Source organism: Exiguobacterium sp. FD-YE-25-4, from assembly GCF_057004685.1.
Map to the genome: position 1 here is coordinate 65,940 of NZ_JBXSGP010000002.1, position 13,499 is coordinate 79,438.

Here is a 13,499-nt window from a genome sequence, read left to right on the forward strand (position 1 = left end):
CTAATTGTCTCTGTACAATGGTCACAATCGCCACATCCAATAATCAAAATTCTTATGACCTAACATGATTTATATGAGTGAAACGGGGGATTAAATTGAGATTAGGCAATAGGATAAAAATAATTCGAGAGCAGAAAGGACTATCCGGGGCAGACTTTTGTCATGGAATCGTGTCACCTTCCCACTTGAGTAATATCGAAAACAATAGGTATAAACCTTCTTATGATACAATTTTACTAATGGCAGATAGATTGGAGGTGCCAAGAGACTATTTTCTAAAAATTGACGAAGAGGATTATGACCTAACAAGTTTGCTATCAGATTTAGAAAATTTATTGGAAAGCGGAGAAACAAAAAGAGTTACTCTTTTCTTAAATGAAAACGCTAGTCGCTTCAACTTCATTCCTTCCTTGAAACAAGAGTTTCAATTTGAATTAGCGAGATTTTACTTCTACATAAACACAAATCAGTTAATTGAAGCTAAGCGATTGTACAAGGAGAAAATTTCGTTGTTCGAGGTAGACTCCAATCTCTTAAATATCTCTTTGTTAGAAAAGTATAACCACGTCTCAGGTCTATATTATTACTACATAGACGATTACTCAGAGAGTTTAAACTACTTTAAAACCATATTGAAGACGAGTAAAGATCTTGATTTAACTGCTAGAATCTCTTTTAATATTGCGTTAAATCTAATTCAACTCCATCGTTATCGGGAGGCGCTTGAGTATGCAAAAAAAGCAAACCAAATTTATTTGCAGCAGCATACCTGGTTGAAAACCGGAGACACCTATAACTTGATGGCTTATCTGTACAGAGAAATAGGCAAATTGGATAAAGCTGAACTGATGGTTTCTAAAGGATTTGATATTATTGGTACTGGTTCAGAACTATTACAAGCGAGACTTCATCATAATTTAGCCCTGATTTATAAGGATAAAAAACTATTAGAAGAGTCAATAAATAATATTGAGAAAAGTATCCATCTAAAGCAAAAGAATAATAATATTGATATTTATATATCTTATAACTTAAAACATACTATTCTTCTCGAACAAGAAAACTTAATTGAATTAATGAAATCTCTTGATGAATCATTCAAATACATTAAGACCAATAGGGAAAAAGCCTTATCCCTTTTTATACAATCAAAAGCCCATTTTTTATTATCTGATTTTGAAGTGTATGAATCGAAGATTAAAAAGAGCATCAGTTTGTTTCGATCTGATAAAGACTGGAAGTATATCTATCAGGCATCTGACCACTATTCCAACTTTTTGGAGAGCAAAAATAAATACAAAAATGCACTTTATTATCAGAAACTAGCTTCGAATTCATTATTAAACATATACCAGGAGGAAGTTACATGAAAAAACTAATCTCTGTTTTCTTAATATTTTCCTTATTCATCTCAGTTGGGCCGATTTATGGCACCACGTCAGAAGGAGATCCGGGTAGGCCACACAGCATGACTAATCTGTAAGATGATATGGTGAATCAATCACACAAGGTTCTCAAACCGATCTTCCAGTTACATTGGAAGGTCGGTTTTATTACATATTTCTTAAATACATAGATCAAATTACTAAGACTATGTGCTTAAATCTAACTTCTTTATTTACCGCAAAAGTGTGCGCCGGCGCACACTTTTGCGGTATTTGAAATAATTCAAAACTTTTAGTATTAGTTCTGCTTTGTATGCTATATTTATTCTTAGAAGAGGTGATCAATATGGAGACTCAATCAACCTCCAATGGCCGCTCGCAACAACTCATCATTTCTCAAGCGGTCACGGCTATTCAAAGGCATCGTATGGAGGAGATTCTCCACAGCGTGTCTATCTTTGATATCCAGGAATTCGTCACGACACTTTATCAAGAGCACTATCAATTCGAAAATTTAGAGGCTTCTTATAAGAAGATACGTTATCATTCATTCAACAAGCTAAAGAAGCGATGGGTGCAGGCTGCCATCCGAAACTACGAAGAGGGGCGTGGCCCGAAGAAAGAATTGCGTGCCCGGTTCGAGATGATTACCGCATATCATCATTTGGTCGGCCCTGAAGCCTTCCTGAAAGAGTTTCACGTGAAAACCATCGAAGGTTATATGCAACAATGCATCCTAGAGTTGAAAGAATGGGCTGAGAATCCGAATCTGTTAATCCATACGTATCCTTACTGGTCCCAAAAGACGGTGAATCAGAAGAAGACCTCACTCAAGACGGATGTTTTGATGATCCTGTGGGAGGTCGCCAAAGAGGTCGATCTCAACCAACCGACTGCGCACCACTCTCCGACGCTCGCCGTCGATATTCCGTTCTTCGGTATGTCCGACCGCATCAAGAACCAGACAGACCTGTTGGATGAAAAACTGAACGAAGCTTCGCAGCTGAATCTCGAGCTTCAAAACTATGACACGGTAATCCCGAAATACAAGAAGGGGATTCCCGACCATCTCTCGGTCCTCGTCAGCAAAGAATTCATCCAAGAATTGAACGGGAAAGTGCCTGATCTCGACTCGAAAGATTTCGAGGCCTTCACAGAGATTCTGGCGTATCGGGACATGACGTTCCAGACAAGCCGTAAAATCATCTTCCCGCTCTCGCAGCTCGTCAAGAAGCTGTATGCGAACGATAGTGGGAAAAGCTACGATTTGACGACGCAACGTCTCATGAAGCTCGGTTATTATCGGGTCGCAGGACACAACGAGGACGGGGACTTCTTCATCCGTGGCCTGTTCTCCTCGGTGACCATTAAAAATGCGACGACATTAGCCGAGAGCCAGGTCATCGTCACGGTCAGTGAGGAGATCTACGACGACCTGTTGAAACAACAGATTGTCAGCATCTACGGGGAACAGATCGAACAGTTGAAAGGCAGTTTTGCCTATCATCTGGCCTTCGTCCTACAAAAAGAGCGGATGAGCTCCATTCAGACAGGGGAGCAGCAACCGGTGCGAAGGCATTGGCGTCAGTTCACCTATTCGATTCGATTCAACAAGGTCCGAAAGGCCGACAACCTGAAAGAGCTTGAGTTGAATCTGGATCGGATCAAGGAACATGATTTCATCCTGAAGGACTGGCACCGTTCCGGCGATTATTACTTCTTTACCTTCTATCCGTTGGAGTCTTGGGAATTGCCAGGTCATGTGGACACGTTACTGTTATAACTGTTATCGCGCAGAACCCAGTCTATCTGGGTTCTTTTTTAATTATTCTACTTCATTGTTTCACATGAATCACGACGATTCGAACTTGAAAGTGAGGTTGGAACCAACACGTCCAATCATGTCGAGTATCGTCGGACATCCTGAATTATATCTTCTCTTGTACCGTACCAAACTTACACTTTCCTTTCATTCTTCTTAAAAATGGCGCACGTTTAAATCTAAGTTCTCTAAATTTTCATCTTAAAATCCGATAGATATTCAATCAAATCGCCTTTCTTGGTGAATATGACTTTCCTTTATATCAGATTTAAACGATTTTGGTAACAGATGACCGTACCAAACTTGCACTTTTTGTTTTTTGGTAACAGATGACCGTACTGAAAGTGCATTTTCTTATTTTGGTCACGAAACACCGTACCGAAACTACATTTTTATCGATTCATCGCCCTTTAGAAAATAAATTTTTGAGACTCTTTTTGCCTTTTTGGTAACAGATAACCGTACTGAAACTACATTTCCTTCTCTTTTGGTAACAAACGACCGTACCAAACTTACACTTTTGCTTTTTTGGTAACAAAACACCGTACCGAAACTACACTTTTCTCCTTTCCATCTAAAAAAATCTACTCCATTTTCTATAGGAATGGCACTATAAAGCGGATGAATCAGTTTTGGTAACAAATGACCGTACTGAAAACGCATATTTTTCTCGGTCCAAAATGGCTTTATATCAACGTATTTTTCATTTTGGTAACAAAATGCCGTACTGAAAACGCACTTTGACACTATCTTGAAAGAGCTGGATACTGAAACTAGCATATTTTAGGATAGGGGAGGTGTAGGAGAGATGATGGAGACGAATCGACATATTTTGATTGCAAATAAACTATTGGTCGCGATGAGCGGATTGACCCGCTGGACGAAACGCCCAGATCACTATCGTTATGAGCAGCATCATTATAACATCCCGGCCTGTTTCACGGCCTTCAAATGGACCAAGTCTCGGATCCGTCATATCCTCTCCATTCTCGCCTACGCTGACGACCAAGGGAAGATGGAATTTGTAGAAGACAACACGCTTGCGGATTTTGCCTGCACGTCGGTCCGCTCCCTACATAACAACTTGAAGACCTTTGAACAGAATGGTCTCATGACGGTCGTCCGTCACTTCCCAGGAGTGATCTCAATCCAATTGACGGATTACCTTGAAAACTATCGTGATTTGTTTATAGACGGTACTGTGGTCGGTTCGAAGACCGGGTATACGTCTGTTTGGCACGGTCTCTTGTCCGAACTGATCGCACTCGATAATGTGAACACGTTGCGACTCGCGCTACGGACAATCGTCCAGGTCGAAAAAGACGTCCACGTCCAGTCAAATGAACAGGCCATCCTGACCTACGATGAGATCAAAGGATTCCTTCCTAAATACTGTGGCCATAAGCTCGCCATCCAAAAGATGATGTCTGGTCTCAAATTCCTTCAAGTGTCGCTTGTTGAAGACAGTAAGCGTTTCTTAAATATGATCAAACAGAACATCTCGCTCAAGAAACGAGTCCAAGACGTGACGCGACCGCTCTTACTTGAAGTCCAGCTATCGGCTGCGCAAGACAGTAAGCAGATCAAAGAGAAAGACCGCACTGAAGTTCAGCTCGTTTGGTTCGAGTTGCGCAAGCGAGTAGGGGAGTTCTTCGACTTTGACACTCTCAAGGTCAACCGTGATTCACTCTTCTCGATGAGCGATACATTCGGGGCCGAGACATTCAAACGGGTCGTCGAAGAGTTAAAACAGGCATTCCTACACCATCGTGAGGACTTGGTCCACTCGAGCACCCATAAGCTGTTCTTTGAGGAGCCAATTTTCTATCTCCATCAACGACTAAAAGAGAACCAGGCAAAATTGGCTATCGCATGATGGTCTATTTGCCATGTTCATTTTTGAAAATATATATGAAAACGACCCATTCTTTCAGGTATTCCCTTCTGTTTGTATTGTTTCCCATTCGTTCTAAGTCATTATTGCATACTGAATCTGCATTTTTTTACTTTTAGGAAAAAAATCAAACCAAGCAGTTAAGTAATCAAGGATTTGCTGAATTAAATCCTTTCTTGTTTTTTAATTCTCAAATCAGCGTTGAAAAAAAATGAACCTTTGTGAACGAAACAATGGCCCTTTTGAAATATCTCTTTTCACTTAAATCGTCAGAAGGATTGGTATGACTGGCTTGAGCGACCCTCTTCTTTTTCTAATTCTATTAATCTTTATTTAACTCTCACTAATCTATTTATATTTTTTTAACTCAGAAGAATATGGTTTTATCTCTTCTTCTATTATTTAAATCATGTCCAGATGTGCCACGTATTTCTTTTATAGAAAAGATCTACAAATATGAATGACGTTCGCAACAGGAACTTTGTATAAATACTTAGGCAAAAAATTTCCCTGTATACAATTCGACGTCGAAACGTATACAGAGACATTTTAGATTCAAGAATCGTATACAAATCCAAAACGTCGTTGTATACATTTTTATATTGGAATTATCATTGTCTTTGCTGTTTTTGTGTTGAATGCAAAGAGTGAATGTGACATGATATGAAAGAGAAAGGGGAGAGAAGATGAACATACTCACGTTTTACATATCGAAAGGTGGATCAGGCAAGACGACCTGTTCTTTGAATATGGCTTACGCATTGGGTGAGCTGGGACAACGAGTCCTCATCATTGATTTGGATCCCCAAGGCTCACTCAGTAAGTTGATGTTAAAAGAATCTGACACGATCAAGTATATGACGATGTTTGATGTACATACACGGAATCTCGATATCCGAGAAGTCCTGTTTGATGATGAAACGTATCACGTGAGTCTTCTCCCTTCGAATGAACGAAATGCGAGGTTGATCAATTTGATCTCCGAGCAAGACAAGCTCTTCCTATTAAAGGACATGATTGCACCACTCGAGGATGAATTTGATTGGATCATCTTAGATTCGGTCCCATCAATCAACGAGCTCTCGAAAGTCGTCCTTTCGACGTCAAACATGACAGTTATTCCGTTCATGCCGAAGAAGCTCGTGTTCGATCAACTTGCGAGTACGGTAAGGACCGTACAAAAAGTGAAGAAGTTCTATAATCCGGCCCTCGTCATCACGGGAATTCTTCCTGTCGCCATGGATGCTTCGTTAAAGGCAGATAAAGAATACTATGAAGCAATGGAACTCATCGCGAAGGAAGAGGAAATAGAGATCCTTCCGATGATCAAACGATCCACATTCATTGAGAAAGCTGCCGATAGTGGCAAGAGTGTCATCCAGTACCGCTCGAAGGAATCGAAGGGACTCGCCGAGCCGTTTCGACTATTGGCCAAACAAGTCGTTCAACAGGCAGGTGGGACGTCATGAAGGCACGGAACCGAAACATTCATAAAATTAAGCCGAGTGAGCAGCATCCGTATCAGAGCGGTTTGACGAATATCAGCGCGCTCGTTCAAAAACTTCCGGTGTCGAAAGAAGTCGAAGATCTCGTCCATGAAATCAACGAACTCTCAAAAGTTCAAACGATTTCTGTATTCGAGATCGGGAAGCGTCTCGTCATCGCCCGTTCTGAGATGCATGACAAAAAAGAATGGATTGGTTTCCTCGAAGCCGTTTCGATGTCGAGTTCTCTTGCATCCCGGTATATCAAAGCCTATGAGACGTTACATCCACTTGAAGCATCACTTGCGAGCTTGCCGGCTTCCAAGCTGTTTGAATTGATGTATCTCGACAATGTCGAGGAAGTCGTCGAACACGGACTCTATATCGACGGCGAGTCTCGAGGTATCGACGAATTGACGGTCAAACAAATCCGCGAGGCCCGTAAAACACGTGAACCTGTATCGAAGGTCAAAGTCAGCCCGTTTCAAAAAACGAAGAAACCATCTGCAGTTCTTTCGGCACGAATCCCGTCGGATCTGTCCGATCAGTTCCAACAGTATGCGCATGCACAAAACCGGAGTGTGAGTGAGCTGTTGACGGAAATCATCGAGCGGACCGTGAACGACAATACCATCGACGTCACAGACGAGAAGCGAGGAGACGAATCATGAAAAAAATCGCATTGTACAATCGAAAGGGCGGCGTCGGGAAGTCGACGACCACCATCAATTTGGCTCATGCCTATGCACGTGACGGATTACGTGTCCTCGTCATTGACGCGGATGACCAGGCCTCTTCGACGAACGGGCTCGGTCTGACAAACGATTATGAAGGCAAGGTGTTACTAGATTGCCTGCTTGAAGAGAATGATCCATTCTATACACCGATCGAACAGGTCATCGTGACATGCGAGTATGAGACGGGAACGGTCTATCTTGTTCCAACGAGACGCTCAGCCTCACCGAGTGACCTGACGAGCCAGATCGGGTACGAGTATCGACTTAGCGAAGAGCTCGCCAAGATTGATGAGCTGTTTGACATCTGTCTGATCGATTGTCCAGGATCGACTTCTGCCCTTAACCCTTATGCCCGCTGCGCACTCGTCGCACAGGATCGCATCGTGATGCCTGTACAGATGCAGAAGTTCTCAATGGATGCCGTCTATTCGGCACCAGAAGAATTGGAAGAGATGAAACGATTCCGGGAAGACATTCATATTGCTGCCTTCATCCCAACGATGGTGAGTGCCCGCTCGAAAGGGGATGTCACGACAGTCGAAGAACTCGAAGAACTTGGGAAAGAGGTCGGTATTCCGGTTTTGACGACGATTCCTTATGCGGTGAAGGTTCAGACGTTGCAGCGAGAGTCTCGTCCTGTCATTGATCACAAAAGCCCGGCAACCGATGCCTATCTACAACTTGCTGAGGAGGTACTTGCCTTATGACACGCAATCGAAAGAAGCATACACCTAAGATTTCGACGTTCAGTGCCAATCTTCCGGTAATCCATAAGCAACACGTGGCAGATACACGGACGGAACAAGTCGAAGCGGTAAAAGAGTTCTCTGCGACGACGACCGTGTCGAACCCTTATCAGGCCCTGCCGGCGACAGGACTGTCACGTATCATCACGAAACAGCTGCCGGAGGACATGGATGGAATCGTTCAGTACTACAACCACATCGACTCTATCCAAGCGACCAGTTTTATTGAAAAGTGTCGCATTCTTGCTCATGCGAACAGCCTATTCCGTGATCCCGAGACAAGAAAAGAATTTCAAAAAGAACAAGGAATGTGGAAAGACTTCTTAAATAAGATTGGGATGTCACATCCTCAAGTCAGTCGCTTCGTCTCTTTTTGGAACACATTTGGTCCGAACATCTTAGAGAGGACGCTCGAGCAAGATTTTAGTGCAACGAAACTTGCTGAGTTGTTGTCGTGGCCAGAAGATCCGAAGCTCGCGCTACTCGAGAATAAAAAATACTATACTGCTTCAGGAGATAAGACCGTGTACGAGATGACACGTGAAGAACTCCGTGAAGTAAAACGCATGTTGATCGATCGTCAAGAGCAACGTGTTATCGGAGTAGAGTCTACAAGAACTAAGTCGACAAAAGTCCAAATTCGCTTTGCTGATTTAACTGATCCTTTATATGTCGGGTTGACTCAAGTCGCTAAGAAAGAGCATGTCTCTGAAGATGAAATCATTAAACGGGCCTTGGACCAGTACCTAAAGGGTTACCAAGATTAAATGTTAAACAATTTAATTTCTATATTTTTTAAAGAGTTAGGAAAAGATTACAAACTCCCTTATTTGGAGTTATTTACTTTCGTTGTAATGATGATTATCTTTTTCTACCTTTTTTCAACATTGAAAAAATACTTCGATATGAAAGAAGAACGAAATTTGACTGCATACAATGATCAATTGGATGCTCTATTTTCTGTACATCGAAGTCTTAACAAGGACACTATGGATAGAGAAGAATTAAATGACGCGTTATATAAACTGAGTCAAGTCGGGGACAGTCAAATTGCCACAAAGTCATTCTATTGGATTAATGAGAAAAGTATTAACTATCAAGACGTGATGTCTGTTATTAACATAGAAATCAGACGCCTACATAATCTAAAAGGTAGTAGTACTGTTCCAGGAGGTTTTCTAAGAGATCTAGAAGACCTGTATCGGCTGACTCTCAGCTTTGTTCGTCCTGCACTTTTTGCCTTTTTACTATGGATGTTACTTATGAGCTTCATGAGTCTATGCATGATGGTTTGGTTAGGTAATATACAGATGCTCGACTTCATTGCGGTCGTTTCAATACTGTTGATTGCTCTTCTCTTGTTTAGTTTAATAGGGATCATCTTGCGCTCCCTGTTTAAAAAACCTCGTATTAAAAACTGGAGGAAAGTGTTATTAATCATTTTCATAGGCGGAGGTGGGATCATATCTTTGTATGTAGCCTCTACAAATAAAATTGATGAATTATTAGATTCGTTGGTAATTTTATCGCTTCATCTTGCTTGTTTGATTTTTATGATATATATCGATCAAGAGACTTTCCCTGATAGGAAAATCGGTTGAATTATAAATTACAGGTAAAAAAATCGAATAAATTTCTTATACATGACACCACTACTTACTAAAAAAAAGAATGGTGTCTTTTTATATCGAATAAATATTAGACTCCTACTGATACATAGTATCGGATTTGACTACAATGTTATTCAATTAGTTTGTAGACTGATACAAAGAGGAGTATAATCGTATTAGAAGGAAGGTGTCATCATGAACTCAAATACAATCATCGTGAACAATATAAAAACATGGCTACAGGATCATCAAAAGTCGCAACAATGGTTGGCCCAAGAAATCGGGGTCAGTAAAGCATTGGTCGGTCATATGTTGAATGAGAGCCGTGTCATCCAACCACAACGTATCGTTGCGATTGCGAAGGCATTAGGTGTATCGGTCAACGAATTGACAACTGATTCTTCAATGAGAGAAGAGCGTATGACGGTCGAATTGCGCGGGACACTCTCAAATCGACGGTCCAAAATGGAGCTTGAGCGCCTGAAATTTGCGATAGAGGATTACGTCGGTCTCAAGGGTGATTTATGATGAAGCCAACTACAAAATTTGCGGAAGACACGGCAGAAGCGTTTGCAGCCGATTTTTTAGAGCAAGTTATTGATAGCCAGGTCTTCATTGGCGCTTATATCGAACAGGTATTGGCTAAACGCGCAAATCTCATCTTTCAATATGTCGAGGACGACTTGTATTATGGTGTCGCGATTAAGCATATGTCTGGAGAAGAGTTCATCGCATTGAACTCTTACCAACCGCTGCGCATGCGCTACTTTACCGCGGCCCATGAACTATGGCACTTGTCTGAAGCGAGCGAATGGCAGGTCGATGGATTCGATCACGAGCGGGCGGCTGACCGTTTCGCAGCTGCGATTATGTTGCCGAAGGGTACGACTAAAGAAGTGTGGGAGAAACTGAAGGACGGCTATGATACGAAGTCCGCCATCATCTATTTGGCAGATATGGCCCAAGTCCCATATGTCTCGGTCGTCCGACGACTCCGAGAACTCAATTATCGATTCTCTGACTTGAGTGAACAGGAAGCCGATTGGCGTGAGGAACGGAACCGTCTCGGGATTGCCCCGAGTCCATTGGATCAAGCCCAACGTTTCGAGTCATTTGTAGCCTATGAACAAGTGGTCGTCAAGGCAGTGGAAGAAGAACGGTTGACACGGTTGAACGCTGCTAACAAACTTTCTGTCTATCGACCGGATCTGGCTAAAACGTTGCAGGGAGATGAAATCAGTCGTCTACAAGAGGACACCACCCATGATTAAGGAACCGGTGTTCATCGATGCGAACATCATCATTCATGCGGCAAGCTTTCGACAAGCCGATGTCTTCGATTGGATCAACAGCCTATACGGTCAAGTCCTTATCCATGTGGAGGTGTTGAATGAACTGATGACATCTTCGGTAAGAGAAAGGGTCGACGCGTTCATCAACGACGGGAAGTGGGTGCTGTTCGATCCTGAATCGGAAGCATCGATTGCAACAGATGAACTCTATGACCTTTATCTCGTTTATCTGACAGAAGTTCGCCTTGCGTTTCAACAACTGGACGAAAAGAAAGTCCGTGAAGGACGGCCACTCAAACATACTAGCGACTTGGGTGAAATCCATAGTCTGGCTGCTGCGAGATTGATCAGTGCTGGATTGATTTGTAGTGATGACGCGGACATTCGAGAAGTCATCACAGACGCTGAACTGTACATCTTAAACCAAGATGAACAGGAAACACTCATTCGTCAACATACGCTTCTAGACTTTTGTATACATTTGAAGCGATATGAAATCGTGAAAAGAAGCGAGGTTCGAAAGTTTTTCAAGACAGTACGTCCTCACGATTTGAATCTGCTCGACAAGTATATCGATGAGATATAGACAGAATATTGTCTTATGTAAACTAAAAAAGTACCCGGAGTACGTCGGTTTAGACGCGTCCTGGGTACTTTTCTTTATGTTAGGATTTATCTGACAGCTTGTCTCGCTCTCGAAGAATGGCGAGCTCGACCTGTTCCTGTAAACGCTTCTCGAACGTCTCTTTTTCGCGGCGAAGCAGCTGGACTTCCAAATGGAGCTTCTGATTCTCTTCTTCAAGTTGATCGCTTCGTCTCGTCCGTGCCTTCAACTCGTCAAGCGAGTCCATCAGGCTCTGGTTCTGACGATTGAGCTGACTACGTTCATCTTCTAGTTTCTTCATATCTCCCTCTAAATGAAAGATAGCTTTTTTATGATTCTTTAACTCTTCCTTGTTGGAAACACGTTCTGCCTCCAAAGTGTCTTCGGTGGCTTTCTTTTCAGCGATCAATTGGTTAATTTGATCTTGAAGTTGAGTGAGTTTGCTTTCATGTGACAACATATTCTGTTCGTAGTCTTCTTTAAGTCGTTCAGTTTCCGAAATTACGCTTTGCTCAAGCTCTTGTATTGTATTTTTATAGCGAGAGCTGATTCGCTCATGTTCTTTGTGTTGGTTTTCAAGTCTTATTGCGCGTTCATTGAACAGGGCAAGCACTTGGTTCAATGCAGATTCAAGGACCTCATTCTCTTCGACGATTAAAGGATCGGGTGACTGTTTGTCGGCCAACATAATCAGCTCTTCCAATAACTGATTTGTTGATAGTTGCCGCTGTTCCGTCAAACGCTGAATATGTTCTTTTACTTCTTGAGAGATACGAAATGACGTTACTTTTGTTTCGCTTGGTTGCATCGTATTCACCACTTTACCGTTTTATGTATATATAATTTTATATCAACCGAATAGCTGATGTTCGTTTCCTAATTAGATGTGTTCTCTATTAATAAGATTTTTGACATAAATGGAATAACGTAAACATTTCGACGTCGAAATGTTTACAAGATAGGACATAAATTTGATTTTCTAGAAACAGAAAAGATGAAGCCTTCTAGTATGTACATTCATTTTACCACTCTTCTCTTGTGTTTAGATATGGACTAAATTCTCATTTTGTATACACTTTAATATTCCCTATCGTATTACTACTTCGCATAGGATTGATTCAAAAAAAATTAATGATTAGTATCTATATTAGGGATTTTTATATTTACAATTCTCTTTATTTGACACTAAACTGTTTTTGCAATTATAGTTATAAGTGAGTCATCACCACGACTTTGAAAAACACAAGTCATTTCACAATGATGAAAAGGAGAAAATAAAATGAATATTGATACTAAAAAAACAGCCTTGCTGATTATCGACCTTCAAAACGATAATTTATCCCCTGGTGGTAAATTCGAAGGCTCTGGTGCGGTCGAGCATGCGATTAAACAAAATGTGGTTGAAAACATCAAACAGATTGTCGCAAAAGCGAGAGAATTAGAAATTCCAATCTTCCACAATCATTTCGTCGTGGAAAAAGGAGCGAAAGGCATCGGAGATCGCGCTCCAATTTTCCGAGCTATTGCTGAGGCAGAAAGTATCGTACGTGGGACATGGGGTGCTGCTTCTGTGGAGGGTGTTGAACCTCAAGAAGGGGACTTTGTGATTGAAAAGTCTAGAATGAGTGCGTTTAACGGTACACCACTGGATACTCTTCTAAGAGGTTTAGGAATTGAGACTTTAATCGTTACTGGCGTTTGGACAAATATGGCGGTTGAACATACGTGCCGTGATGGGGCTGACCATGGTTATAATGTGATTATTGCGACAGATGGCACCTCTACAATCAACGACGAGTGGCAAGAGGCGGCATTGAACTATGCAATGAACAATATTGCGACGAAGCTCACAACGTCAGAAATCCTTGATAGCCTTCTAGTAAGTCAATATAAGTAAAATAACAACGACGATGAATCAGTTCGAT

The 13,499-nt window shown here is 41.7% G+C and carries 13 protein-coding genes; 12 read left to right on the top strand and 1 reads right to left on the bottom strand.

Going from position 1 to position 13,499, the window contains the following annotated elements; all coding sequences use genetic code 11:
• Window positions 1-77 precede the first annotated feature (77 nt).
• The 11 genes from AC13H5_RS15510 to AC13H5_RS15560 all read left to right on the top strand — a co-directional run bounded on the left by AC13H5_RS15510 (window position 78) and on the right by AC13H5_RS15560 (window position 11,556).
• Entirely contained in the window at window positions 78-1,370 is a 1,293-nt protein-coding gene (locus AC13H5_RS15510; protein ID WP_483546577.1) for a tetratricopeptide repeat protein, read from the top strand.
• A gap of 463 nt (window positions 1,371-1,833) precedes the next feature.
• Window positions 1,834-3,168 (top strand): hypothetical protein, encoded by a 1,335-nt coding sequence (locus tag AC13H5_RS15515; RefSeq protein ID WP_483546578.1) that lies wholly within the window; start codon window positions 1,834-1,836, stop codon window positions 3,166-3,168.
• An 847-nt stretch (window positions 3,169-4,015) separates the two neighbouring features.
• Complete coding sequence (locus tag AC13H5_RS15520) at window positions 4,016-5,083, top strand: hypothetical protein (RefSeq protein WP_483546579.1); 1,068 nt, start codon at window positions 4,016-4,018, stop codon at window positions 5,081-5,083.
• Between the two features lie 704 nt (window positions 5,084-5,787).
• Complete coding sequence (locus AC13H5_RS15525; protein WP_483546580.1) at window positions 5,788-6,570, top strand: ParA family protein; 783 nt, start codon at window positions 5,788-5,790, stop codon at window positions 6,568-6,570.
• On the top strand, window positions 6,567-7,256 hold the full coding sequence (locus tag AC13H5_RS15530) for a hypothetical protein (protein WP_483546581.1): 690 nt from the start codon (window positions 6,567-6,569) through the stop codon (window positions 7,254-7,256). The genes AC13H5_RS15525 and AC13H5_RS15530 overlap by 4 nt, the downstream gene beginning before the upstream one ends.
• Window positions 7,253-8,029, top strand: a complete 777-nt coding sequence (locus AC13H5_RS15535) for a ParA family protein (protein WP_483546582.1) — start codon at window positions 7,253-7,255, stop codon at window positions 8,027-8,029. Before AC13H5_RS15530 ends, AC13H5_RS15535 begins: the two co-directional genes overlap by 4 nt.
• Entirely contained in the window at window positions 8,026-8,835 is an 810-nt protein-coding gene (locus tag AC13H5_RS15540) for a hypothetical protein (protein WP_483546583.1), read from the top strand. Before AC13H5_RS15535 ends, AC13H5_RS15540 begins: the two co-directional genes overlap by 4 nt.
• Window positions 8,836-9,669: a hypothetical protein gene (locus AC13H5_RS15545; protein ID WP_483546584.1), complete on the top strand. Its 834-nt coding sequence runs from the start codon at window positions 8,836-8,838 to the stop codon at window positions 9,667-9,669.
• A 204-nt stretch (window positions 9,670-9,873) separates the two neighbouring features.
• Complete coding sequence (locus tag AC13H5_RS15550) at window positions 9,874-10,206, top strand: helix-turn-helix domain-containing protein (RefSeq protein WP_483546585.1); 333 nt, start codon at window positions 9,874-9,876, stop codon at window positions 10,204-10,206.
• Entirely contained in the window at window positions 10,206-10,949 is a 744-nt protein-coding gene (locus tag AC13H5_RS15555; protein ID WP_483546586.1) for an ImmA/IrrE family metallo-endopeptidase, read from the top strand. Before AC13H5_RS15550 ends, AC13H5_RS15555 begins: the two co-directional genes overlap by 1 nt.
• A complete protein-coding gene (locus AC13H5_RS15560) occupies window positions 10,942-11,556 on the top strand; it encodes a PIN domain-containing protein (protein WP_483546587.1) in 615 nt (204 codons plus the stop codon). The genes AC13H5_RS15555 and AC13H5_RS15560 overlap by 8 nt, the downstream gene beginning before the upstream one ends.
• Window positions 11,557-11,635: 79 nt before the next feature.
• On the opposite strand, the gene AC13H5_RS15565 is transcribed toward AC13H5_RS15560, so the two are convergent.
• Window positions 11,636-12,382 carry a hypothetical protein gene (locus tag AC13H5_RS15565; RefSeq protein WP_483546588.1) on the bottom strand — a complete coding sequence of 249 codons (747 nt, stop codon included), beginning with the start codon at window positions 12,380-12,382 and terminating at the stop codon, window positions 11,636-11,638.
• Between the two features lie 471 nt (window positions 12,383-12,853).
• Here AC13H5_RS15565 and AC13H5_RS15570 point away from each other — a divergent pair, with 471 nt between their 5' ends.
• On the top strand, window positions 12,854-13,471 hold the full coding sequence (locus tag AC13H5_RS15570) for a cysteine hydrolase family protein (protein WP_483546589.1): 618 nt from the start codon (window positions 12,854-12,856) through the stop codon (window positions 13,469-13,471).
• Window positions 13,472-13,499: the final 28 nt, after the last annotated feature.

Excerpts from the sequence above, each read along its gene's own strand:
- AC13H5_RS15520 (WP_483546579.1), top strand. The coding sequence starts at position 4,016 with ATGATGGAGACGAATCGACATATTTTGATTGCAAATAAACTATTGGTC.
- AC13H5_RS15550 (WP_483546585.1), top strand. The coding sequence starts at position 9,874 with ATGAACTCAAATACAATCATCGTGAACAATATAAAAACATGGCTACAG.
- AC13H5_RS15540 (WP_483546583.1), top strand. The coding sequence starts at position 8,026 with ATGACACGCAATCGAAAGAAGCATACACCTAAGATTTCGACGTTCAGT.
- AC13H5_RS15545 (WP_483546584.1), top strand. The coding sequence starts at position 8,836 with ATGTTAAACAATTTAATTTCTATATTTTTTAAAGAGTTAGGAAAAGAT.
- AC13H5_RS15525 (WP_483546580.1), top strand. The coding sequence starts at position 5,788 with ATGAACATACTCACGTTTTACATATCGAAAGGTGGATCAGGCAAGACG.
- AC13H5_RS15570 (WP_483546589.1), top strand. The coding sequence starts at position 12,854 with ATGAATATTGATACTAAAAAAACAGCCTTGCTGATTATCGACCTTCAA.
- AC13H5_RS15565 (WP_483546588.1), bottom strand. The coding sequence starts at position 12,382 with ATGCAACCAAGCGAAACAAAAGTAACGTCATTTCGTATCTCTCAAGAA.
- AC13H5_RS15535 (WP_483546582.1), top strand. The coding sequence starts at position 7,253 with ATGAAAAAAATCGCATTGTACAATCGAAAGGGCGGCGTCGGGAAGTCG.
- AC13H5_RS15560 (WP_483546587.1), top strand. The coding sequence starts at position 10,942 with ATGATTAAGGAACCGGTGTTCATCGATGCGAACATCATCATTCATGCG.
- AC13H5_RS15530 (WP_483546581.1), top strand. The coding sequence starts at position 6,567 with ATGAAGGCACGGAACCGAAACATTCATAAAATTAAGCCGAGTGAGCAG.
- AC13H5_RS15555 (WP_483546586.1), top strand. The coding sequence starts at position 10,206 with ATGAAGCCAACTACAAAATTTGCGGAAGACACGGCAGAAGCGTTTGCA.